The sequence below is a fragment of the Brumimicrobium sp. genome (assembly GCF_048268645.1).
Lineage (GTDB): Bacteria > Bacteroidota > Bacteroidia > Flavobacteriales_D > Crocinitomicaceae > Brumimicrobium > Brumimicrobium ulvae.
Genome location: NZ_JBLWVE010000001.1, coordinates 305,221 through 326,610, shown reverse-complemented (window position 1 = coordinate 326,610; position 21,390 = coordinate 305,221). Strand labels below are relative to the sequence as shown.

21 protein-coding genes are annotated in these 21,390 nt (G+C 36.2%); 16 read left to right on the top strand and 5 right to left on the bottom strand.

What is annotated here, in order from left to right; genetic code table 11:
- Window positions 1-24: 24 nt before the first annotated feature.
- The gene (locus ACN0U3_RS01405) at window positions 25-1,251 is read right to left on the bottom strand and encodes an ABC transporter permease (RefSeq protein ID WP_299202608.1); all 1,227 of its coding nucleotides are present in this window, start codon (window positions 1,249-1,251) and stop codon (window positions 25-27) included.
- A 3-nt stretch (window positions 1,252-1,254) separates the two neighbouring features.
- Window positions 1,255-1,590: a 30S ribosome-binding factor RbfA gene (gene rbfA, locus ACN0U3_RS01400; protein WP_299202611.1), complete on the bottom strand. Its 336-nt coding sequence runs from the start codon at window positions 1,588-1,590 to the stop codon at window positions 1,255-1,257.
- Window positions 1,591-1,748: 158 nt separating this feature from the next.
- Between rbfA and ACN0U3_RS01395 the strand changes: the two genes are divergently transcribed.
- The 6 genes from ACN0U3_RS01395 (at window position 1,749) to ACN0U3_RS01370 (ending at window position 8,921) form a co-directional block, all read left to right on the top strand.
- A complete protein-coding gene (locus ACN0U3_RS01395; RefSeq protein ID WP_299202614.1) occupies window positions 1,749-3,587 on the top strand; it encodes an ABC transporter ATP-binding protein in 1,839 nt (612 codons plus the stop codon).
- A gap of 102 nt (window positions 3,588-3,689) precedes the next feature.
- Window positions 3,690-4,301, top strand: coding sequence for a hypothetical protein (locus ACN0U3_RS01390; RefSeq protein ID WP_417264851.1), 612 nt, complete (start codon window positions 3,690-3,692; stop codon window positions 4,299-4,301).
- Window positions 4,302-4,441: 140 nt separating this feature from the next.
- Window positions 4,442-5,395 carry an SPFH domain-containing protein gene (locus ACN0U3_RS01385; RefSeq protein ID WP_299202619.1) on the top strand — a complete coding sequence of 318 codons (954 nt, stop codon included), beginning with the start codon at window positions 4,442-4,444 and terminating at the stop codon, window positions 5,393-5,395.
- A 139-nt stretch (window positions 5,396-5,534) separates the two neighbouring features.
- On the top strand, window positions 5,535-6,266 hold the full coding sequence (locus ACN0U3_RS01380; RefSeq protein WP_299202622.1) for a TonB-dependent receptor plug domain-containing protein: 732 nt from the start codon (window positions 5,535-5,537) through the stop codon (window positions 6,264-6,266).
- 253 nt (window positions 6,267-6,519) lie between these two features.
- On the top strand, window positions 6,520-7,923 hold the full coding sequence (locus tag ACN0U3_RS01375) for an MBL fold metallo-hydrolase RNA specificity domain-containing protein (protein ID WP_417264850.1): 1,404 nt from the start codon (window positions 6,520-6,522) through the stop codon (window positions 7,921-7,923).
- Window positions 7,920-8,921, top strand: coding sequence for a hypothetical protein (locus ACN0U3_RS01370; RefSeq protein ID WP_417264849.1), 1,002 nt, complete (start codon window positions 7,920-7,922; stop codon window positions 8,919-8,921). Before ACN0U3_RS01375 ends, ACN0U3_RS01370 begins: the two co-directional genes overlap by 4 nt.
- Window positions 8,922-8,924: 3 nt before the next feature.
- On the opposite strand, the gene ACN0U3_RS01365 is transcribed toward ACN0U3_RS01370, so the two are convergent.
- Genes ACN0U3_RS01365 through ACN0U3_RS01355 form a run of 3 tightly spaced genes read right to left on the bottom strand, consistent with a single transcriptional unit; the run spans window position 8,925 to window position 11,518 of the window.
- Window positions 8,925-9,632 carry an SDR family NAD(P)-dependent oxidoreductase gene (locus ACN0U3_RS01365; protein ID WP_417264848.1) on the bottom strand — a complete coding sequence of 236 codons (708 nt, stop codon included), beginning with the start codon at window positions 9,630-9,632 and terminating at the stop codon, window positions 8,925-8,927.
- The gene (locus ACN0U3_RS01360) at window positions 9,629-10,327 is read right to left on the bottom strand and encodes a potassium channel family protein (protein WP_299202633.1); all 699 of its coding nucleotides are present in this window, start codon (window positions 10,325-10,327) and stop codon (window positions 9,629-9,631) included. Before ACN0U3_RS01360 ends, ACN0U3_RS01365 begins: the two co-directional genes overlap by 4 nt.
- Before the next feature lie 36 nt (window positions 10,328-10,363).
- The gene (locus ACN0U3_RS01355) at window positions 10,364-11,518 is read right to left on the bottom strand and encodes a cystathionine gamma-synthase (RefSeq protein WP_299202635.1); all 1,155 of its coding nucleotides are present in this window, start codon (window positions 11,516-11,518) and stop codon (window positions 10,364-10,366) included.
- Between the two features lie 258 nt (window positions 11,519-11,776).
- Here ACN0U3_RS01355 and ACN0U3_RS01350 point away from each other — a divergent pair, with 258 nt between their 5' ends.
- From ACN0U3_RS01350 to ACN0U3_RS01305, 10 genes are all read left to right on the top strand, one after another.
- Window positions 11,777-12,997, top strand: coding sequence for a sensor histidine kinase (locus tag ACN0U3_RS01350; protein ID WP_417264847.1), 1,221 nt, complete (start codon window positions 11,777-11,779; stop codon window positions 12,995-12,997).
- A 39-nt stretch (window positions 12,998-13,036) separates the two neighbouring features.
- Window positions 13,037-14,458, top strand: coding sequence for an MBOAT family O-acyltransferase (locus ACN0U3_RS01345; RefSeq protein ID WP_417264846.1), 1,422 nt, complete (start codon window positions 13,037-13,039; stop codon window positions 14,456-14,458).
- A 2-nt stretch (window positions 14,459-14,460) separates the two neighbouring features.
- On the top strand, window positions 14,461-15,618 hold the full coding sequence (locus ACN0U3_RS01340) for an alginate O-acetyltransferase AlgX-related protein (RefSeq protein ID WP_417264845.1): 1,158 nt from the start codon (window positions 14,461-14,463) through the stop codon (window positions 15,616-15,618).
- 99 nt (window positions 15,619-15,717) lie between these two features.
- The gene (locus tag ACN0U3_RS01335) at window positions 15,718-17,106 is read left to right on the top strand and encodes an MATE family efflux transporter (RefSeq protein ID WP_417264844.1); all 1,389 of its coding nucleotides are present in this window, start codon (window positions 15,718-15,720) and stop codon (window positions 17,104-17,106) included.
- Window positions 17,099-17,488 carry an acyl-CoA thioesterase gene (locus ACN0U3_RS01330; protein ID WP_417264843.1) on the top strand — a complete coding sequence of 130 codons (390 nt, stop codon included), beginning with the start codon at window positions 17,099-17,101 and terminating at the stop codon, window positions 17,486-17,488. Before ACN0U3_RS01335 ends, ACN0U3_RS01330 begins: the two co-directional genes overlap by 8 nt.
- A 73-nt stretch (window positions 17,489-17,561) precedes the next feature.
- Window positions 17,562-18,134, top strand: a complete 573-nt coding sequence (locus ACN0U3_RS01325; protein WP_299202652.1) for a phosphoribosylglycinamide formyltransferase — start codon at window positions 17,562-17,564, stop codon at window positions 18,132-18,134.
- A gap of 107 nt (window positions 18,135-18,241) precedes the next feature.
- Window positions 18,242-18,676, top strand: a complete 435-nt coding sequence (locus tag ACN0U3_RS01320) for a RidA family protein (RefSeq protein WP_417264842.1) — start codon at window positions 18,242-18,244, stop codon at window positions 18,674-18,676.
- An 8-nt stretch (window positions 18,677-18,684) separates the two neighbouring features.
- The gene (locus ACN0U3_RS01315; protein ID WP_299202658.1) at window positions 18,685-19,269 is read left to right on the top strand and encodes a DUF2892 domain-containing protein; all 585 of its coding nucleotides are present in this window, start codon (window positions 18,685-18,687) and stop codon (window positions 19,267-19,269) included.
- Window positions 19,270-19,272: 3 nt separating this feature from the next.
- Window positions 19,273-19,752, top strand: a complete 480-nt coding sequence (locus ACN0U3_RS01310; protein WP_417264841.1) for a GAF domain-containing protein — start codon at window positions 19,273-19,275, stop codon at window positions 19,750-19,752.
- Window positions 19,731-21,365: an Ig-like domain-containing protein gene (locus ACN0U3_RS01305; protein WP_417264840.1), complete on the top strand. Its 1,635-nt coding sequence runs from the start codon at window positions 19,731-19,733 to the stop codon at window positions 21,363-21,365. Before ACN0U3_RS01310 ends, ACN0U3_RS01305 begins: the two co-directional genes overlap by 22 nt.
- Window positions 21,366-21,390 lie beyond the last annotated feature (25 nt).

Below are 21,390 nucleotides of genomic sequence, written 5' to 3'. Positions count from 1 at the left end.
ACTCGTTCTTGCCTAAGAATTCTTTTATTGATTCAACTTCTCGTGTCTATGGACCAATATTTTGGTTGGGAAATAGGAAACGAAAAACCCAAGTACAGAGACTGAAGCGATGATCATAAATGCATCACTCCATGTGGTTTGCATAGGAAAACTTTCGCCTGGAGCACTAGGCATGGCCACTATACCAAGATAAATTTGAGCAAAGGAAACGGTGTATCCGATAATGAGTCCGATAATTACCCCACGACTTACGATCATTAATCCTTCAAAGAAGAAAATGTTAAAGAGTGTACGTTTATCGGCTCCTAAACTATATAAAGTCGTGATGTCTGCTTTCTTTTCTACAAACAACATGGTGATTGATGCAATTAGATTAAAGGAAGCCAAGATGAAAATAAAGACCAAAATGAAATAAACAATCAAACGCTCTGATTGACTGGTTTTGAAAATCAATTCATTTTTTTCAAAGTTGGTTTTAACCTCAAAATCTTCACCCACTATTGATTGGATTTCACGCTTTACTGTGTTGAGCTTGTGTTTTTCATTTACCTCAATATAAAGAGCTGTGATGTCTTCACCATATTCTAATAATTCATTGGCCAAATCATAAGGAATGACCACTTTTTCAGCATTCACTTCACGGTTAAAGTTCATGCGTGCAGAAACATTTAAAATACGAACGTTCAAAGGGTTTTTTCCAGGTCTTAATTTACCTTCACGCAGTGGAACGTTAAAAGTAATCTGTTCTTGGAAATTATTAGAAACAGGAATGTATCCACCTAGTTTATCCAATAAATAAGCCCCGAAAATTGCTTGAGGAACACCTTCTTCATTATACAGTTGCGGAACTCCATCGACCAAGTGCTCGCTCATTTTAGACATCGATAGAAATGTTGTGTCAACACCTATCATTTGGGCATGTACCCACTTGTCTTCGTGTTTTAAAATAATGACTTCTTCAATGGCACGAGAGGTGTTTTGAACACCTTCAGCAGCACGAATCTTCTCTAAATCTATAAACCCTTGATTAAAGGTTTTTGCTTTCGCAGACCGCACACTAATCGAAGGGTCAAAATCGCTGTATAGTTTTACCACCATTTGCTCAATCCCATTAAACGCTGAAAGAAGAATCACTAAAGCAGCAGTCGAAATGGCAATTCCAACAACACTAATTTTAGTGATGAGATTAATTACATTTCGAGACTTCTTTGCTTTAAAATACCTTCGCGCTATGAATCGAGCAACATTCATGGCTTACTTTTTTAACAATTCATCGATTTTTTCAGCGTAATCTAATGAATCATCAATGTGAAAAGCCAAATCTGGAATGTGGCGCATATTTTTTAATCTGCGTCCAACATCGCCACGGATTTTCCCTTTGTTGACTTGAATGTTGTGTAATACTTCTTCTTTTGGTGGACCAGCAAAAATGCTTAAGTAAACACGTGCCAAGCTTAAGTCAGGTGTGACACGCACTACAGTAGCTGTAACCATTGCGCCTAAGCACAGTTCACGGGCATTCTGTTGGAATACTTTGGAAACTTCCTCCTGAATAACCTTCTCAATTTTGTTTTGTCTTATTGATCCCATACTACAAAAGTAATGATAATCGTAAACACTTGAACAGTGTTTATTTATTATTGTTGACTTACATTAAACCACGGGTTGATATTTAAGACCGGTTTCTGCTGCACAATTTATTAAACTACCACTCATTTAAACTTGAAATAATCCTATATTTGCCAAGGATGAAACAATTATCAACAATATTTAAGGCCACATTTTTATACAAAGGGAGAGCAATTGCAACCATTGTTTTCAACCTTCTTTATGTAATTTTCAACCTCCTTTCTCTTGTGCTCTTTGTTCCATTTTTACAAGTTATTTTTCCTTCGGAGGAAGTTGAAATAGTGAGCAAACCTACCTTAGAAGGAGAGGGAATAAATGCATACATTGAGTTTTTAAGCGATTCATACAATTACTTCATGACTTCAATGGCCCAGGAGGATCCAAAATATGCTTTGCTATTTGTATGTGTTACTGTAGTGATTGCGTTTTTCTTTAAAAGTTTGTTTCGTTATTTGGCCATTTATCACCAATCTCAATTGAGAATGGCAGTGGTGAGAGATTACCGCGATAAGTTGTTTAAAAAATCAATGGGTTTACCAATTTCTTTCTTTACGGAAGAGAAAAAAGGAGACTTAATGTCACGCATGAACAATGATGTGAATGAAATTGAAGTAGCGGTTATAGCTGTGTTGGAGTTGGTGTTTAGAGATCCGTTATCCGTAATTATCACCGTAAGTGTTCTGGTGTATTGGAGTCCTGCCTTAACATTGTTTTCCTTTATTTTATTGCCGCTTTCTGCACTGATTATTTCTCAAATCGGAAAGAGTCTAAAGCGTACAGCTAGTAAAGGTCAAAAACAATTGGGCGTATTGTTTTCATTTTTAGATGAATACTTAGGGGGAATTAGAATTGTAAAGGCATTCAATGCTACTGATGAGTCGGTAAGAAAATTTGCTGCCATTAATTTACATCATCAAAGATTATCCACTCGTGCATTTAGAAAACGAGATATTTCCTCTCCGCTGAATGAGTTTTTAGGTGCTGTGGTAATGATTGCCATTGTGTGGTATGGTGGTTCTATGATTTTGGATGGAGAAGCAGGAAGCGGATTCACAGGAAAAGAATTCATCGGCTTTATCATTGTTTTTTCTCAACTTTTAGTTCCTGTGCAGAGTATTGCAAAAAACAGTGCCAACTTAAGTAAGGCTAAAGCAAGTCAGGAAAGAATTGAAGAAATTTTATCTGCAGACGACAAAATACTTGACCCTGAAAATCCGGTGAAAATCCAACCTTTGAAAAAAGGTATTGAATTTAAAAATGTGTCGTTCGCTTACCAATCTGAAATGGTATTGAAAAACCTGAACTTTGAATTGTTGAAAGGAAAGACCGTTGCTCTTGTAGGAGAGTCTGGTAGTGGGAAATCTACAATTGCAGATCTTTTACCACGTTTTTACGATGTTAACACAGGGGAGATTACTTACGATGGCATTAACATCAATCAATTTTCACTACACGATTTACGTGATCAAGTAGGAATTGTAAGTCAAGAATCAATCCTCTTCAACGATACCATCTTCAACAACATCGCATTTGGAATGGACAATGTATCCGAGGAAGATGTGATTCAAGCCGCAAAAATTGCCAATGCACACGATTTCATTTCAGCCATGGAAGACGGTTATTATTCCAATATTGGTGAACGTGGAAATAAGTTATCGGGAGGACAAAAACAACGTGTGAGTATTGCCAGAGCTGTATTGAAGAATCCACCAATTATGATTCTAGATGAAGCCACTTCAGCACTGGATACCGAAAGCGAAAAATTGGTGCAAGATGCCCTAGACAAACTCATGAAGAACAGAACTTCATTGGTTATCGCACACAGGTTAAGTACCATCATGAATGCCGATTTAATTTTGGTGATAAGTAAAGGTGAAATCAAAGAACAAGGAACCCATGATGAACTGTTTCTAATGAGAGGCCTGTATTACAAATTGAGCACAATGCAAGGATTGTAATTATTGAGTTTCCTTGCCTCCTAGAATCTATTGATGAATTCGAGTGATTTCTATGTTTAATTTTTTAATTTCAAGGAATTATTCAACCTAAAACACAAGATTATGCAAGCCAATTTTAAAGTCCTTTTTAAATTCTTGAGCTTAACAATAGTTTCATTGTTAATGCTGTTCAATGTTTCCTGTGAAAGCGATAAGACTGATTCAAAGCAATCCACAAAAACTAAAGTAAATAAAAGAGAAACTCGTTCTCAACCTATAGTTGCTAGTGCAAGTTTGAATTTTACAAAAAATAATAAACTGGTTGATTTTGAGTGCTACAAGGAAGAAATATATGGAGAGATAAGCATTCAAAATGAAAATGTTATGTATTTAAGATTTAGAACAGTGAATAAAGATGGAACAAAACCAGATGGACCAATAATACAAATTACCCTTAAAAACCCAAATGGATTTGATGAAGGTCAGACTTATTCTTTTTCGGACGACCCTGCTGAAAAAGGATTAATAGTATCTATCAATAGCTCTTGGAAGGATCCAGAACTTTATATGGCAGATAATGATGGTATAAAACAAGGAAGTGGAGAATTAAAAATCACTTCCTTAAGAGAGAACCAAATAGAGGGAGTTTTCAATTTTGAAGTAAAACATATCATAAAAAAAGAAAATAAGGTGATCGTTTCCAACGGAAAGTTTAAGGATAAGATAGTTCAATAAGTACTTCAAGCATCTGATTAGCTTTGTTGTGGATGTATCTTCACTATTCTAATGATTAGAGTCCCTTTTATCAATCAATTTTATGTTTCATATAGGGTTTTGACTTCTTTTATTGTAAATTTGAGTTAAAACTTATAACTATGAATGAATTCCCAATTTCCAACTTTGTACTCATTGCCATTGCTGTATTTTTAGTGTATGGTATTTTCTTCCTTGTTAAACAACAAACAGCTGCTATTATTGAACGATTTGGAAGGTTCCAATCTGTTAGAGCCTCTGGACTACAACTCAAAATTCCTTTGGTGGATAGAGTAGCAGGGCGCATCAACCTTAAAATCCAACAATTAGATGTGATTGTTGAAACGAAAACAAAAGATGATGTTTTTGTTCGACTAAAAGTATCTGTTCAATTTCAAGTGGTAAACGACAAGGTTTATGATGCATTTTATAAACTAGAAAATCCACAGTCTCAAATTACCTCTTATGTTTTTGACGTAGTGCGTGCGGAAGTACCTAAAATGATTTTGGACAACGTATTTGAACGCAAAGATGATGTTGCAAACGCCGTAAAATCTGAGCTCAATGAAGCAATGCAAGATTATGGTTATGACATCATTAAAACTTTAGTTACTGACATTGATCCAGATGAGCAAGTAAAAGAAGCAATGAACAGAATTAATGCTTCAGAGCGTGAAAAAGTGGCGGCTGAATTTGAAGCTGAAGCAGAACGCATTAAAATTGTTGCTAAAGCGAGGGCAGAAGCAGAAAGCAAACGACTGCAAGGTCAAGGTATTGCCGATCAGCGTAGAGAAATTGCGCGCGGACTGGAGGAGAGTGTTGATGTGTTAAATAATGTAGGAATCAATTCACAAGAAGCATCCGCGTTAATTGTCGTTACTCAACATTATGACACATTACAGTCTATAGGTGAAGAAACCAATACTAACCTTATTTTATTGCCCAACTCTCCGCAAGCGGGAAGTGATATGCTGAACAATATGGTGGCCTCATTTACTGCATCAAATCAAATTGGTGAAGCAATGAAAAGAGCAGAGGAGGAGAGCAAAAACAAAAAAAAGAAAGACGATAAATAATTATCGAAACCTATCGATTTTACTAGCGAAAGAGACTGTCTGAAAAGAGGGTCTCTTTTCTTTTTATCACATTTTTATAAATTGTTTATGGAATATCAACTCACCCTGCATCACAATAGCGAACCAAAACATAGAAAACATGAAAAAAGTAATAAATTTAATCGCAATAGTTTTGATGGCCAACTTAGGAATGGCACAAGGGTCTTTTGGAGATATCCAAGGACAGTTATTCGAAGTAGCTGAAAAAAACACCCCTGCAATTTTTGCTAAAGTTTGGGTAGAAAGAGGTGCATCTAAATTTGGTGCCGATACTGATGAATCAGGACGTTTTATCATCAATTCTGTTCCTTCTGGAATATATGTGCTCAAAGCCAATTACCTTGGTGATACCATTTCACATACTGTATATGCCAACGTACTAACAGACGGAGTAGCACATTTAGGAAGGGTGAACCTCCATGAAGACGTGACTGAAACAGAAGTGGTGGACATTATTGGACTTACACGTCCATTAATTAGTCATGATGTTGGACAAACTCGAATAGATGCTCTCGATATAATGAAAAGTGCAGCGAAAAATGATTTAAAAACATTGATTTCTAGTCATAACTCTGACATAAAGGTAGATGCTGATGGTCAAATGATGATCAGAGGATCACGAGGAAATGACCTTATTCATTACATTGATGGAGTAAAAACGGGGGAAGTACAAACCATTCCTAGCTCCGCAATTGGTGGAATTACAGTATATACAAGTGCTATTCCAGCTTCTTATGGAGACACCACAGGGGGGGTGATTATCATGGAAACAAAAAGTTATTACGATTTATGGAGAGCATGGAAAATTAAGATGAGCTCCGAACAGTTTTAATTTTATTGAACGGTTGAAGTAGGTGTCTCAAAAAATGGGTAACTGCCGCGTTGTTTTCAAATTTAGAACCAAGTCACATACTTTGGTGTGCTCCTGTTGTTCTTATTCTCAACGCTTTGCATTTCTCTCGTTTTTTGAGACAGTTGCTTTCTTTTTAATACTGCTCAAAGTTCTAAAATATAAAGTCTCCCTCTTCTTCTTTTAATCAACCAATTGTTTTACTTTTAGGAATATAGAACTAAAAGGACTATACATGAAGATCAAATTTGCAGGAGCAGCTAAAACAGTTACAGGAAGTAAACACATTATTCAGTTGTGGGACAATAAACAAGTAATGTTAGATTGTGGAATGTATCAAGGAATGGGAAAAGAAACCCACGCTTTGAATTCTGAAGACTTTGCTGATCCTGAATCTATTTCCGCCATCTTATTATCGCATGCGCATATTGATCACTCCGGACTCCTTCCAAAATTTGTAAAAGATGGATTTAAAGGAGCTATATTTTGTACTGAGGCAACACATGCTTTATGTGAAATTATGCTGCGTGATAGTGCCTATATTCAAGAAGCAGATGTTCGGTATTCTAACAAAAGAAACAGTCGAGAAGGTAAAGAAGCTTATGAACCTTTGTATACACACGAGGATGCTATACAGGCATTAGAACAATTCATTATCATTGAAGAAAATGAAGTTGTACCTATTATTGACGGAATTAAAGCCCGCTTCATTCCCAATGGACACATTCTTGGAAGCGCAGCAATTTTCTTAGAAATTGATGAAATTAGCGAACAACATACCTTGTTGTACACCGCTGATATCGGAAGGTATAATGCGACCTTGATGAAAGACCCTGAACGTCCACCACAAGCCGATTATATTATTTGTGAATCAACTTATGGTGATCGTTTGCATGACCATACTATTGATGCAGAGCAAGAGCTATTGAACACTGCACTTCATACTTTAAAAGAAAAACGAGGAAAGTTAATTATTCCTGCATTTAGTCTAGGACGAACTCAAGAATTGGTTTTCGCATTAAATAAACTCGATTTGCATGGTTTACTTCCTGAGGTTAGAATATTTGTCGATAGTCCCCTCGCCATTGATGCTACCGATATCATGCGAAGGTATTCTAACTTGTTGAATAGAGAGGTAGAACGTTTTAAAAGTGGAACCCGAAGCGATCCGTTTGGATTCAAAAAGTTGATTTATGTAAAAGAGAAACACCATTCTCAACGCATCAACACTTTAGATACACCATGTATTATTATTTCTGCCTCTGGAATGGCTGATGCAGGACGTGTCAAGCACCATATTTATCATGGTATCGAGGAAGCAAAAAACACTATTTTATTTGTGGGATATGCTGAGCCGAATTCATTGGCGGGACGCCTACAAAATGGTGATAAAAAAGTAACCATTTATGGAGATGAACGAAAAGTAAAAGCAGAAATTCAATACATTAAATCATTGAGTGCACATGCTGATTACAAGGAAATGATTCAGTATTTATCAGGAAATGATTCGGGGAAAGTTAAGCGTTTATTTTTAGTTCATGGAGAAGAAAAAGTAAGTGAAAAATTCAAAGAACATTTAAAAGACAATGGATACCACAATGTGGTTATTCCCGATAAAAACTGGACGTTTAGTACATGAAAAAACATATTATATACCATTTAATGGCTCTGCTTTTTATTGCAGGAGCTTGTCAAAACGAAGAAAAGACTCAAATAACGGAGGTTCAAACTCCACCGATGAAAGAACAACTTGTGAATTGGAGTGCAATGAATAGATCTGGTTGGAAAAACATGAGTTTTCCGGTTTGGTTCTCTCCCAAACTGATTGATTCTTTAGGAATTGACCATGTTGTTTTAGAGTTTACGAATTTTAACTTCACTGATACTTCTCTCACAGTGAGCGATACCCTACCTTACCGAAAAATCCTTATCGATTTTAGACCAAAAGGAGAGGTTCAAAAGGTTGTCATGAAAGAAATGAGTTCTGGCGTAGAAATCGGAGAGTTCATTTTTAGTTATCAAGCACACATGGATTCTTTTGGGTATTCAGCCCCTGCAGTTTCGAGCAATGTGAAGTACAGAAAAAGAAGCATGCTTTCACTGTTCAATACTTTCCAAGAACTCCAACAGTATCAAAGATTGGTTTTGGTGGAATCAGACAGTTCATTTCTAAATTATCTTGACAAAAGCAGTAAAGAAGAAGTACATCATTATTTCATCCTTGACTCTTCATATTGGAATGTTTCATTTATTGATCAATCCTACACTCCAAAAGGTAAAAACATATTTTATTATGGATCACCAAAAGATTATATTTCCTCTTTTGCGTTGGTAAACTTAGTCGAAAAATCAATGAATGAAGAAAAAACGTATTATCCTACAAAAGTTCTAAAAAGTCAATCTTTTTATATGAATGATTTTGTTACCGAGCGTCATTATACATATGATTCCACGGGAAGATTTACAGGTTTTTTAGACAGTTTAAAAACTTCTGCCAAGGACTTTTTGCATTTAGAAATAGCCAAGGTTAATTATCACAATGACCTTCCAAATAGTTTGCTTTTCTTTAACGAAGAAGATACCTTAAAATCTACCCCAATAAAACGGATTCAATTTCATTATGAATACGAAAAGTAAGGATTAAATTCTGTGAATAATCCCTTCTTCCTCTGGGTGTTCGGTGTTAAGAAATTCATCTAATAATAGGGCAACCTCTTCAGGTGTTCTTAATTCGTTGTTTTCTTTTAACTGAACAAAATCTTGACGTCGAGAAAAGTTTTCATCTTCACTTCCACGAATGTTTGTTTGCATTTTGGTGTCCACAACACCAGGGGCAATATTATAAATTTTCGTCGACTTACCGAGTTCTTTTATTTCTTCGTGTAAAGTCTCTGCAAATAGATCGATTCCGGCTTTGGAAGCACAATATGCACCCCAGGAAGGAACAGGACGTTGACCAGCGCCAGATGTGATGTTAATAATTGTATCCACATTTTCAAAACCAAAGGTTTGAAGAACATAACTACACAGGAATTGTGGAGCTACTAGATTCACCATTGCCATATCAACGTAATGGGTTAGGGTTAATTCATGCGAACGATGAATATCACCAATAATTCCAGCATTATTAATTAAGCGAATAGGATAATTGCTTTTATCCACATGTTCCAGCAATGCGATCTCATGCAATTGCGTTTTATCTGATAAATCGCATTTAACATGCGTGAAATGCTCATGCGAAATGGAGTTGTTTCGAGAAATTCCGATCACATGGTCTCCATTCTTTAAATAAAATTTTGCCAGGGCTTTCCCTATCCCTGATGAGGTTCCGGTTATTATATAAATCATGATTCGTTTACATCAATAAAGCGCTGTACATGTTTTGCTGTTCCAAAAACAACTAGTGTATCACGTGATTCAATCACGGTATCTCCTTTTGGAACCCCAATTACATGTTGCTCGACTTCGTATTGACCTTTCTTTTTTATGTCGTATTCGCGCCTCATGGTTACTAATGTCAATTGATATTTATTTCTAAAATCGATATCTTCTATGGTTCTGTTCAGCGTTCCTTTCGGAGGCTTAATTTCAGCAATTTCATATTCTTCAGAGAGTTGAAGAAAGGATAAAATGGAGGGGTTCAAAAGTTTTTCTCGAATTACAAAAGCTACCTCATCCTCTGGGGTAAGAATTTCTTTGATTCCGATTTTTTCAAGAATCAGTCGTTGATCTGCTCCATTGGCACGTGCAATAATTCTTTTTACACCAAGGTCCATTAAATGAACGGCGGTGAGGACTGTGGCTTCAAAATTTTCACCAATGGCCACAACTGCTGCATCCATGTCTTCTAAGTTTTGAGAAGAAAGCACTTTGAAATCTGTACTGTTTAATGTTACAGCAAAGGCCACATCATCTTTGATGCTCTCGATTTTCTCTTCGTTGTTATCGAAGGCGAAAACCTGAGCTCCTTTTTCAGCAAGACGTCTGGCGATGTTAGATCCGTACTTTCCAACCCCAATTACTGCAAATTTATTAAACCCCATTTTTGTATATTATATATTTATTATCAATGTTAAGTATCAAACTAAGGCCTGTTTTAAATCGTTGATCAAGTCTTCAGCATCTTCAACACCCACACTTAATCTAATTAAAGAATCCACAATCCCAACTTTTTGACGTTCTTTTGCTGGAATAGCAGCATGTGTCATGGTCGCTGGATGACAGGTTAAAGATTCTACCCCACCCAATGATTCTGCTAAAGAGAACACTTTAAACCTTTCCATTATGGAATGGGCTTCTTTTAAATCGTTCCCTTTTACTGAAAAAGAAATCATACCTCCAAATCCACGCATTTGCTGTTTGGCTATGGCATGACTCGGATGGTCTTCAAAACCTGGCCAATAGACTTTGTCTACTTTTGGATGACCTTTGAGAAAACGAGCGATTTTCTCACCGTTTTCACAATGTCTTTGCATGCGCAAATGAAGTGTTTTTAATCCGCGTAAAACTAAAAAAGAATCCATAGGACCAGTTATTCCACCAGAACTGTTTTGAATTCTATAGATTTCATCCGCTATGGATTGATCATTCATTACCAAAGCACCCATCACTACATCTGAGTGGCCACCCAAATATTTCGTCGCTGAATGCATCACAAGGTCTGCACCTAAATCCATAGGCGATTGAAGATAGGGTGTAGCAAAGGTATTGTCTACCCCCAACATGATATTCGCTTTTTTCGCAATTTTAGCTACCGCTTCAATATCAATAATGTTCATCATTGGGTTGGTCGGTGTTTCAATCCAAATCAGTTTAGTGTTTTTATTGATCGTCTGGCTTAAATTCTTCAAATCATTCATGGACACAAAGTGGAATTTTATACCATATTTGGCATAAACACCTGTAAATATCCTGTAGGAACCGCCATAAAGATCGTCTGTAGTGATTACCTCATCACCAGGATTAAGCATTTTTAATAAGGCATCAATGGCTGCAACTCCACTTCCGAAACAAGCACCATATTTGGCATTTTCCAATTCAGCAATGGCTTTTTCTAAGGCATGGCGGGTTGGATTCAAAGTTCGGGAGTACCCATAACCTTTATGCTGTCCTACTTTTTCTTGGACATATGTACTGGTTTGATAAATTGGAGTCATTATGGCTCCTGTTGCAGGGTCGGGTTCCACTCCGGCGTGAATTGCCTTTGTTCCGAACTTGTACTTTCTTTCTTGCATCTATGATGTTAGATAATTGTGAAACACATACAAATGTAAGAAAAATAGAAGAGAAAGTCATGGTGATGAGCTAGAGGTGTAGTTCTTGGCATTAAGATGTCCTCATTGTTAAATTATTTATTTTAGTCTTCTCCTGTTATTTTGACCTAGCACAAATTATTAATTTTAATTCTTACCATTGAAATTGAATAAATTATAAGGGTTTTTTTACTGAAAAGTTTATCTTTGGGAGATGTTACAATTTAACAACTACTAGCTATGGAGTCCTATAGCGCAGAAATGCCGAAAAACGTACTGTCTGATTTTCAGGAAAAAGCGAAATTCAGTTTTGTATGGCGTATAACTATTGTCTTTTCCTTGACTGTTTCGTCAATGGCATTGTACACCTTTCTAACTGAAGACAGGTTTTTTTTATTTTATTTAACCGTTGGGATCATCACCAGCTCGTGTTTGGTTTTATTGCATTACTTCAAAAAGTATAAACCAGTAGTTAAAGTACTCCTTCTAACAACTTGTGTTGTTTTGAATATCTCTATTTATACTATTCCTGACGCTCTTCATATCCAAGAAGCTTTATGGATGGTCGTTATAATTTTAACCGCATTTTTCACCCTTGGGAATGCTTGGGGAACATTTTATTTGATCGTCAATACTATACTTTATGCCATTTATTATAACTTTTTGTTTGCAGGAACCGCAAACCTGAGGTTAACAATCACCCCAGATGTTCTATTCTTTATGTCAATTGAGTTTACTATTTCCATGTTTCTTATCGGCTTTGTTATGTACCAATACAGCTTAATCAATCGTTACGCTTTAAAGCACTCTACGGAAGCCTATGAAAATCTAATTAAAGAAAAGCAACTTGTTGAACATCAGAATAAAGAGAAAACGGTTTTACTCCAAGAAATACATCATCGTGTAAAAAACAACTTACAGGTGATTGTGAGTTTATTAAGGATACAGTCTCGAGATTTAAAATCTGAAGAAGCAAAAAACAGTTTTCAAGATGCCATTACTCGTATTTTGACCATGTCTTTGATCCATCAAAAACTTTATGAAAAAGACTCCTTGATGAATCTTGACATTAAAGACTACATCTCTACATTAATTAAAAATCTTATTGAAACCGGGTCTACTCAAGGAAATGTTGAATACGTAGTGACTTCTAGTTTGAAAAGTGTAGGTACTAAAGGGATTGTTCCCTTGGGTTTAATCATTAATGAATTGGTGAGTAACTCACTAAAACACGCTTTTAAAACATCTGGTAAAATAGAGTTAACCCTAACTCCAGATGGAGAAGATGGATTCAAAATGACCTACTATGACAATGGGCGTTGGATTGAAAATGATTCGAGTACTTTTGGCACCCAATTGATAGAGATATTCACTGAACAATTGGATGGTTCTTATGAACGGAAATCTAATGATGAAGGGACGTATTATTATTTCACACTCAAGAAAGAGCCCGTAGAGTAGAATAGCTGCTTTATTGATTTTTTTTGTTAAAATTGTCTCATGGTTTTTAGCAGTAGCTTATTTCTAGTCTACTTCCTGCCTTTGTTCTTGGTGGTGTATCACTTTATCCCAAAAGGATATAAAAACTATATTATTCTAATTGCGAGTATTGCGTTCTACAGTTGGGGCGCGCCACTTTTCGTGTACGTAATCATCAGCTCTACAATCATTGATTTTTACCTGGTAAAAAAAATTCATTTAAGTAAAAAACCTCCTCAACGTAAGCTTTTTTTATCCTTGTCTATTTTTATTAATTTAGGATTACTGCTCTATTTCAAGTATGCTAACTTCTTTGTAGAAAATGTTAATGCACTGCTTGAATCACTTGGCGCTACGCAATTGGCTTGGACTTCCGTAGCCTTACCTATTGGAATCTCATTTTATACCTTCCAAACTTTAACCTATTCAATAGATGTGTACAGAAGAGTGCACCCACCACTAGAAAAAGTGAGCGATTACTTGCTTTATATTATGTCGTTTCCGCAAATGATTGCTGGTCCTATTGTTCGATTTAGCGCAATCGCCGATCAGATTACCCATCGCGTAGAAACAATAGACGATAAACTGATTGGTTTTTATCGGTTTACCATAGGACTGGCAAAAAAAGTATTGATTGCCAATGTGATGGGAGAACAAGCAGATTTGATTTTCAATAGCGATTTATCAGGACTAAATATGGGGAGTGCTTGGCTAGGAATGATCGCCTATACTTTCCAAATTTACTTCGACTTTTCAGGATACTCGGATATGGCCATTGGTTTGGGAAGGATGATGGGTTTTAGATTTCCGGAGAATTTTGACTCTCCTTATGTGTCAAAAAACATTAGTGAATTTTGGAGACGCTGGCACATTACCTTAGGAGCTTTCATGCGAGATTATTTATATATTCCGCTTGGAGGAAATAAAGTAAATTCAAAATCGCGATTGTACTTTAATTTGTGGATGGTCTTTTTGCTTTCAGGATTATGGCATGGCGCATCATGGAACTTTGTCGTCTGGGGAGCATATCATGGAGCGTTTTTAATTCTCGACCGTGTGTTTTTAATTAACGTTTTGAATAAATTAGGTAAAGTCCCTGCTGTCCTTTTTACTTTTTTAGTGGTTATGCTTGGATGGGTAATTTTCCGTTTAGAAAACATGCATGATGTTGGTGTTTATTTATCTAAACTCTTCGACTTCAATTCTTCTTTTGCCATTGATACAATCCCCTCTTTTGTTTTCTGGGTTTTAACTGCCTTTGTCTTTTCATTTCTTACTGCATTCAAAGCTGGGAAAAAGCTAGAGTTGTTTGTTTTTTCGAAAGAATCATACACTGTTAAATACAATATTGCTTTTACTTTTTTAGCCATCTTTTTGTTTGCCCTTTCCTTGAGCTCAATTACCGCCTCAGGATTCAATCCATTTATTTATTTTAGATTTTAGGAATGAGGGAAAAGAAACAACATATTGTCCTGAAAAAAGTCCTCTTTATCGGAATAGTGACTTTGCTGTTTATTCCGATGCTGCAGCAAAACTTTCGTTTCTTTGAAGTTAAACCTTTATCAGGTGACTTTAAGCAATTAGAAAAACCCTCATTCACAAAAGCAGATTGGTGGAATGGAAAATTCCAAGAGGAATACCAAGCCTATGTCAATCAAAAAATGGGCTTCCAACCTCTATTTGTAAGGACGTATAATCAACTCCATTTTTCTTTATTCAATAATCCTAGGGCCAGTGGTGTGATCATCGGAAAGGAAAACTATTTGTTTGAAGAACAATACATTAAATCGTATTTAGGAGAAGATTTTATTGGAACACACCAAATTGAGGAAAAGATCAGAAAACTCAACAAAATCAAAGATACTTTAGCACAAAAAGAGATCAATATTTTGCTTGTTTTAGCTCCTGGAAAAGGAAGTTTTTACCCAGAATTTATTCCCGATAGTTACCAGTTTACTGAAAGAACAACCACAAATTATGAAGTTTACAGGAGTGAGATTTTAAAAACAGACTTGCACTTCATCGATTTTAATCAATACTTCATTGAAAATAAAAATACCTCAGCCTATCCGTTGATGGCCAAAACAGGAATTCATTGGAGTAAATATGCAGAATTACTTGTTGCAGATTCTATAATCAATTATGTGAATACCCTCAATGTTGAATTTCAGGCCCCAAAACTATTGATTGGAGAAGTGAAAACCTCAACAAAAATGTGGGATACTGATGGGGATATTGAAAAAGCAATGAATTTACTTTTTAGGATCAGAAACCATGAGATGGCTTATCCTGAATACAAATTTTCTGAAAAACCCTCTACAGCAACTCCTCGTGTGTTGACTATTGCTGATAGTTTTTATTGGGGATTGTTTAATATTGGCGTCTCCAGACATGCATTCGATAATGGGCAGTTCTGGTATTATAACCAACAAGTTTATCCAGTTAGTATTGACACTCCCAAAAATATAGAAGACATTAACATCATTAAAGAAGTAGAGAAAAATGATGTCGTGATGATTTTAGCCACAGAAGGAAACCTAAATAAATTTGCTTTTGGTTTTATAGATCAATTGTATGAGGCTTATTTTCCCACCAATAATTAAACCTATTAATTGCGGGTCAAGCAGTATTTTAAACGCAATTCACCAAAAAATCGATTATATTCGTCAACATTTTTCACTTACATGTGTTAGCATACGAGAATGAAGTCTACTGAAAAATTTGGTACTGCACCTTTGAGCAAATTATTGGCTGAACAAGCGATTCCTGCTGCTGTTGGAATCCTAACGATGTCGATATATGCAATTGTAGACACTATTTACGTTGGTCATTTTGTTGGTCCTGAAGGAATTGGAGCCATTACAGTTGTTTTGCCCATTACTTTTCTAATCTCTAGCATTGGAATGGCTATCGGTGTTGGGGGTTCCTCCGTTTTATCGCGAGCATTAGGTGATAAAAACCATCCCAAAGCATTCAAAACTTTTGGAAACCAGGTTATGATGACCATTAGTTTAGCCATTTTCTTTGTCATGATTGGTTCATTCTTTACCGACGACATTATCCATGCTTTTGGAGGAAAAGGAGCCATTGAAGCACCTGCAAGAGATTATTTTAAAATCTTACTTATAGGTGTTCCTTTCTTGGCTTGGTCAATGATGAGTAACAATGTAATTCGTGCAGAAGGTTACCCACGTGTAGCCATGTTTGCCATGATTATTCCAGCGCTTTTAAACATCATTTTAGACCCCATATTTATTGTAGCATTAGACATGGGAATAGAAGGAGCGGCATGGGCCACAACAATTTCTTACATGGGAAGTGCTGCATTTACTTTGCGCCACTTTATTTATGGTAAATCAGTCTTAAGAATTTCAGTAGAATATTGCAAACCTTCTTTACCTATTATTAAAGAAATTAGCGCTTTAGGTTCTGTGACTTTGGCGAGGCAAGGAGTCATTAGTGTTTTGGCTGTTGTTTTAAACAATTCACTTTATTTCTATGGCGGAGAACAAGGATTATCTATTTACGGTATAATCAATCGTGTTTTGATGTTCGCTAATTTCCCTGTGCTTGGAATTACCCAAGGATTTGTGCCTATTGTGGGGTATAATTTTGGTGCAAGACTAAAAGACAGAGTACAAAAAATACTCAAGATTTCTATCGCTTGGGCTTCTGGAATCTCTATGCTCTTGTTCATTCTGTTAATGACATTTGCCCCTACCATAGCTTGGCTTTTCACCTCCGACCAAGAGTTGATCAATGAAACAATTCCAGTAATAAGAACCGTATTTTTAGCTACGCCTTTATTGGCCGTGAGTTTAATTATTAGTGCCTATTTTCAAGCCATTGGAAAAGCCGGGCCAGCACTTTTTTTAGCATTAACAAAGCAAGGTATATTCTTAATTCCATTGGTACTTGTATTGCCTTTGTATTTTGGAATCCATGGGATTTGGATGGCTTTCCCCATAGCTGACTTAGGGGCTGCTTTGGTGAGTTTTATTTATTATAAATTGAGTCACCCCAAGTATCCGAAGAAAAGTAAAATTGAAGCACCGCAAGTCGCTGCTTCGGAAATATTAGGAAATGAGTAAAACACTAGAAGAACGTAAATCGGCAGCAGAAACAAGAATTTTTAAAGCTGTTTTTCCCAACACGACCAACCACTACGATACACTTTTTGGAGGAACAGCCCTTCAGTTAATGGATGAGGTAGCCTTCATTTGCGCAACGCGCTTTAGTCGTCAGAAAGTGGTGACTGTTAGTTCTGATCGTGTGGATTTTAAAAAGCCAATTCCCAGTGGAACTTTAGTAGAATTGATTGCCAATGTGGCTAAAGTAGGAAGAACAAGTATCGTTGTTGGAGTAGATATTTTTGTTGAGGAAATGTATTCTCAAAAAAGAGAAAAAGCTGTTCATGGTACCTTTACCATGGTTGCTGTAGATGACAACAAAGAACCTGTTGAAGTAGTGTAGTATTCCATTGGATGTATTTATAAATTGATTCTTTAGGACTTTCTGAATCATGAAATAAGCTTAATTTTACAACATGAACACAAAACGCATCGCAATTTTTGCTTCTGGTGGAGGAAGTAACGCCATTAAACTACTTGATTATTTTGAGGACTCAAAAAATGCAGAAGTAGTGGTTTTATTGACCAACAATGAAAGGGCTGGAGTCTTGGATAAAACAGTAGATCGCGTAGATCAAATGATCATCAACAACGAAGGAGCAAACGATGGTGAATTCTTGGTTGAATCAATGAAAGAATTGGGTGTTGATTTCATTGTTTTGGCTGGTTACCTAAGGAAAATCCCCAATGAATTGATTCAAGCATATCCTGAACGCATCATCAATATTCACCCCGCTTTATTGCCAAAATATGGCGGTAAAGGAATGTATGGAATGAATGTTCATCATGCGGTGTTTGCCAATAAGGAAAAAGAATCAGGAATGACGGTTCATTTGGTGAATGAAGTTTACGATGACGGTAAAATTTTGGCCCAATATAAAGTGGAAATAGCTCCAGAAGACAATGCAGAAACCATTCAAAAAAAGGTGCTGGCTTTAGAACATCAATATTTTTCAGAGGTGGTGGAGAATTATATTCAAAACCATTAATAAAAGGAAATGGCGTAGTGACATAAAGCTTTAATGATTTATCATTTCAATAAATTTCACTCAAGCCACTACAATTCCGTATATTTGTGCAATTAAAGAAAATGGATATGTCAAATCAAGAGAAATTTAGTACGAATAAAGCGCCTAAACCTGTTGGATTATACCCACACGCGAGAAGGGCAGGAAATTTACTTTTTTTATCAGGTGTAGGACCACGAACAGCTGGATCAGATGCTTCAGACTCACAAGTTCCAGGATTGGAGTTAGATAAAAACGGAAATTTCATTCAGTTCGACTTCGAAGCACAATGCCGTCAGGTTTTTGAAAACGTACGCGCCATTTTAGATGCTTCTGGTTCTAGCTGGGACCAACTGATTGATGTTCAGGTTTTCTTGGTCAACATGAAAAGAGACTTTCATACCTATAACAAGATTTATGCGGAGTATTTCAAAGACAATCAACCGTGTAGAACAACAGTGGAGGTTTCGTCATTGCCGACACCTATCGCCATCGAATTAAAATGTATTGCAACAATTGATTAATTAAAATTATGATTGGATTTATTATCAGAGTTATCGTTGCCCTAGCGGCATTAGCATTTAATGTTTATTTATTTTACACCGGATCTTGGGGATGGGGAATCACCATGATATTTCCTTTAGCAATTATCTGGTTGAGCTTTTGGCGTAATGAGAATGTTATCATTGCTTTGTACCAAATGCGTTTGGGTAACCAAGAAAAAGCATGGAAAGCTTTAAACCGAATTAAATCGCCACAATTCTTACCCAAAAAGCAGCATGCCTACGTACTTTATTTGAAAGGAATGTTGGGTTTACAACAAGACCTTGGATTTGCACAATGTGAGCAGTTGATCCGTAAAGGATTGAGTATGGGGTTGAGAACTAAACAAGACCAAGCGGTTGCAAATATGCAGTTGGCTGGTATTTGCATGCAAACAGGACGTAAGAATGAAGCGAAAATGTTACTGGCTGAAGCAAAGAAACTAGACGCCAACAATATGCTAAAAGAGCAAATCAGTACCATGAATAAACAAATGGGAATGGTGGCTTCACGTAACCAAATGCGTATGGCACAAATGCACAAAGGCAGAAAAAAAATGCCTAGAAAAAGGTAAAAAATGGCAGAGGATCTCAACATTCATAAAGGAACAAAAGAGGAAAAGTACAAAACACTCCTTCCTCAACTTAAAGCGCTATGTGAAGGAGAGCCTAATTCAATTGCGAACCTTGCCAATGTTGCTGCAGCTATAAAACAAAGCTTTGATTACTACTGGGTAGGTTTTTATTGGGTAATTAATGACGAATTGGTGCTTGGTCCCTTTCAAGGTCCAATTGCTTGTACCCGAATTAAAAAAGGTAAAGGCGTTTGCGGAAGTGCTTGGGAAAAAACAGAAACTATTTTAGTAGATAATGTTGATGAATTTCCAGGTCATATCGCCTGCAGTAGCTTGTCAAAATCTGAAATTGTCGTTCCTTTAATCCAAAACAACGAGGTGATAGGTGTTCTAGATGTAGATCATGATGAACTCAATACCTTCGATGAGATCGATTCCAAATACTTAAATAAGATTTGTTCATGGCTCGTATCTATTTTATAATTATATCAATAGTCGCCCTATTATTGACTTCATGTGGTCAGGTAGGATCTATTACAGGTGGCGAAAAAGACATCACTGCCCCAAGAATAATTATAGATAAGGTTCAGCCACCGATGGGAAGTACAAACACTTTTCCACAACAAATCAGTATTCCTTTTGATGAGTTTATAGAGTTAAATAAACCCGCAGAAAATATCAAAGTAACACCTTCCGATGTTAAATTAGACTACGTCATTAAAAAGAAAACACTCGTTTTAACTGTAAAAGAAGGAAAGTGGGCAGAGAACACCACTTATACTGTTTATTTAAATCATGCGGTAAAAGACATTACAGAATCCAATGATTCTATTATTGCTTATGTATTTTCTACAGGAAACTTTTTGGATTCTTTGCAAACTGCTGTTCAGGTCAATGACGCCTATACAGGAAAGCCACTTGAGGGAATAACTGTAGGCTTATACAATTCACCTTTGATGGACGATACGAGTAAATCCGAACCAAGGTATTATGCAGCAACAAACACTGAAGGAATTGCAACTTTTCATAACATAAAAGATGCGGATTTCTACATTTATGCCTTTGATGATGAAAACAGAAACAACCGTTTAGACGCTACTGAAAAAAGAGCCGCTTTAAAAGGTCCTGCAACTCTAGATACGGCAATTACGGTTGGTCCAATTATTCGCCTAATGCCACCGAAAAGCAATGCGCTTGTGATTGTAAATAATGATGTTTTGCCCACAGCAAGTTGGTGTATAGGTTTCAATCGTGCTTTGCAATCTGAAGAACGATTTGAGTTTTTGTCTCCTTTTCCAAATCACGTGGTATGGAATAAAAGAGGTGATTCTTTAACCGCTTTCTATGAAACGACAAAAAAATCAGGAACATTTAAAGCCGTAGTTCATTCAAGTGAATTGAAAGACACCATTTCAAAAAAGTACTTTTTTAAGGAAGAATTAAAGTTGAATGTGGAAACCAATCTTGTGAATAAACAATTGGCTCCTAACGACACTTTGAAACTAAGCTTCAATGAGCCAATCCAAAAAGTTGACTACGATAAAATTCAAATGGAAGCAATTGCAGAAGGAGATTCTTTGAGAAAACCCTTGATTTTCCAATTGGATACTATTTCCCCAACTGAAATTGCTTTTGTTTTTGAAAGGACAAATCAGGAAAAATTGTTCTTAAGTATTCCTCCCGATGGCATCGCTGGACAGAATTTTAGTTTGGTGGATAGTTTAAAACTTGACTTTACACTTCAAGGTGTAAAAGAAACAGGAAACATGATTGTTGAATTTGATACCATTCCTGAATACGGAATTTTGTATATTGAAAATCAAAACACTAATAAGAAAATTGAAGTTGTGTTTGATGGCGTAGAAAAGAACAGTCACCGCATTGATTTTTTACAAGCAGGAAAATATAATTTCTATTATCTTTATGATCAAGACAGGAACGGAAAATGGTCAACCGGTTCAATTTTTAAAGATGAAACACCAGAGGAAATAATTTGGTTTACTGATGTTTCTACAATTAGAGCGAATTGGGATGTGAAAACTAAATTGAGCATTAAGAAGGTAAAGCCCGAAGAAGCGCCTGAAATTGATGATTAATTAACGAAGAACATAAGTTTGTTTC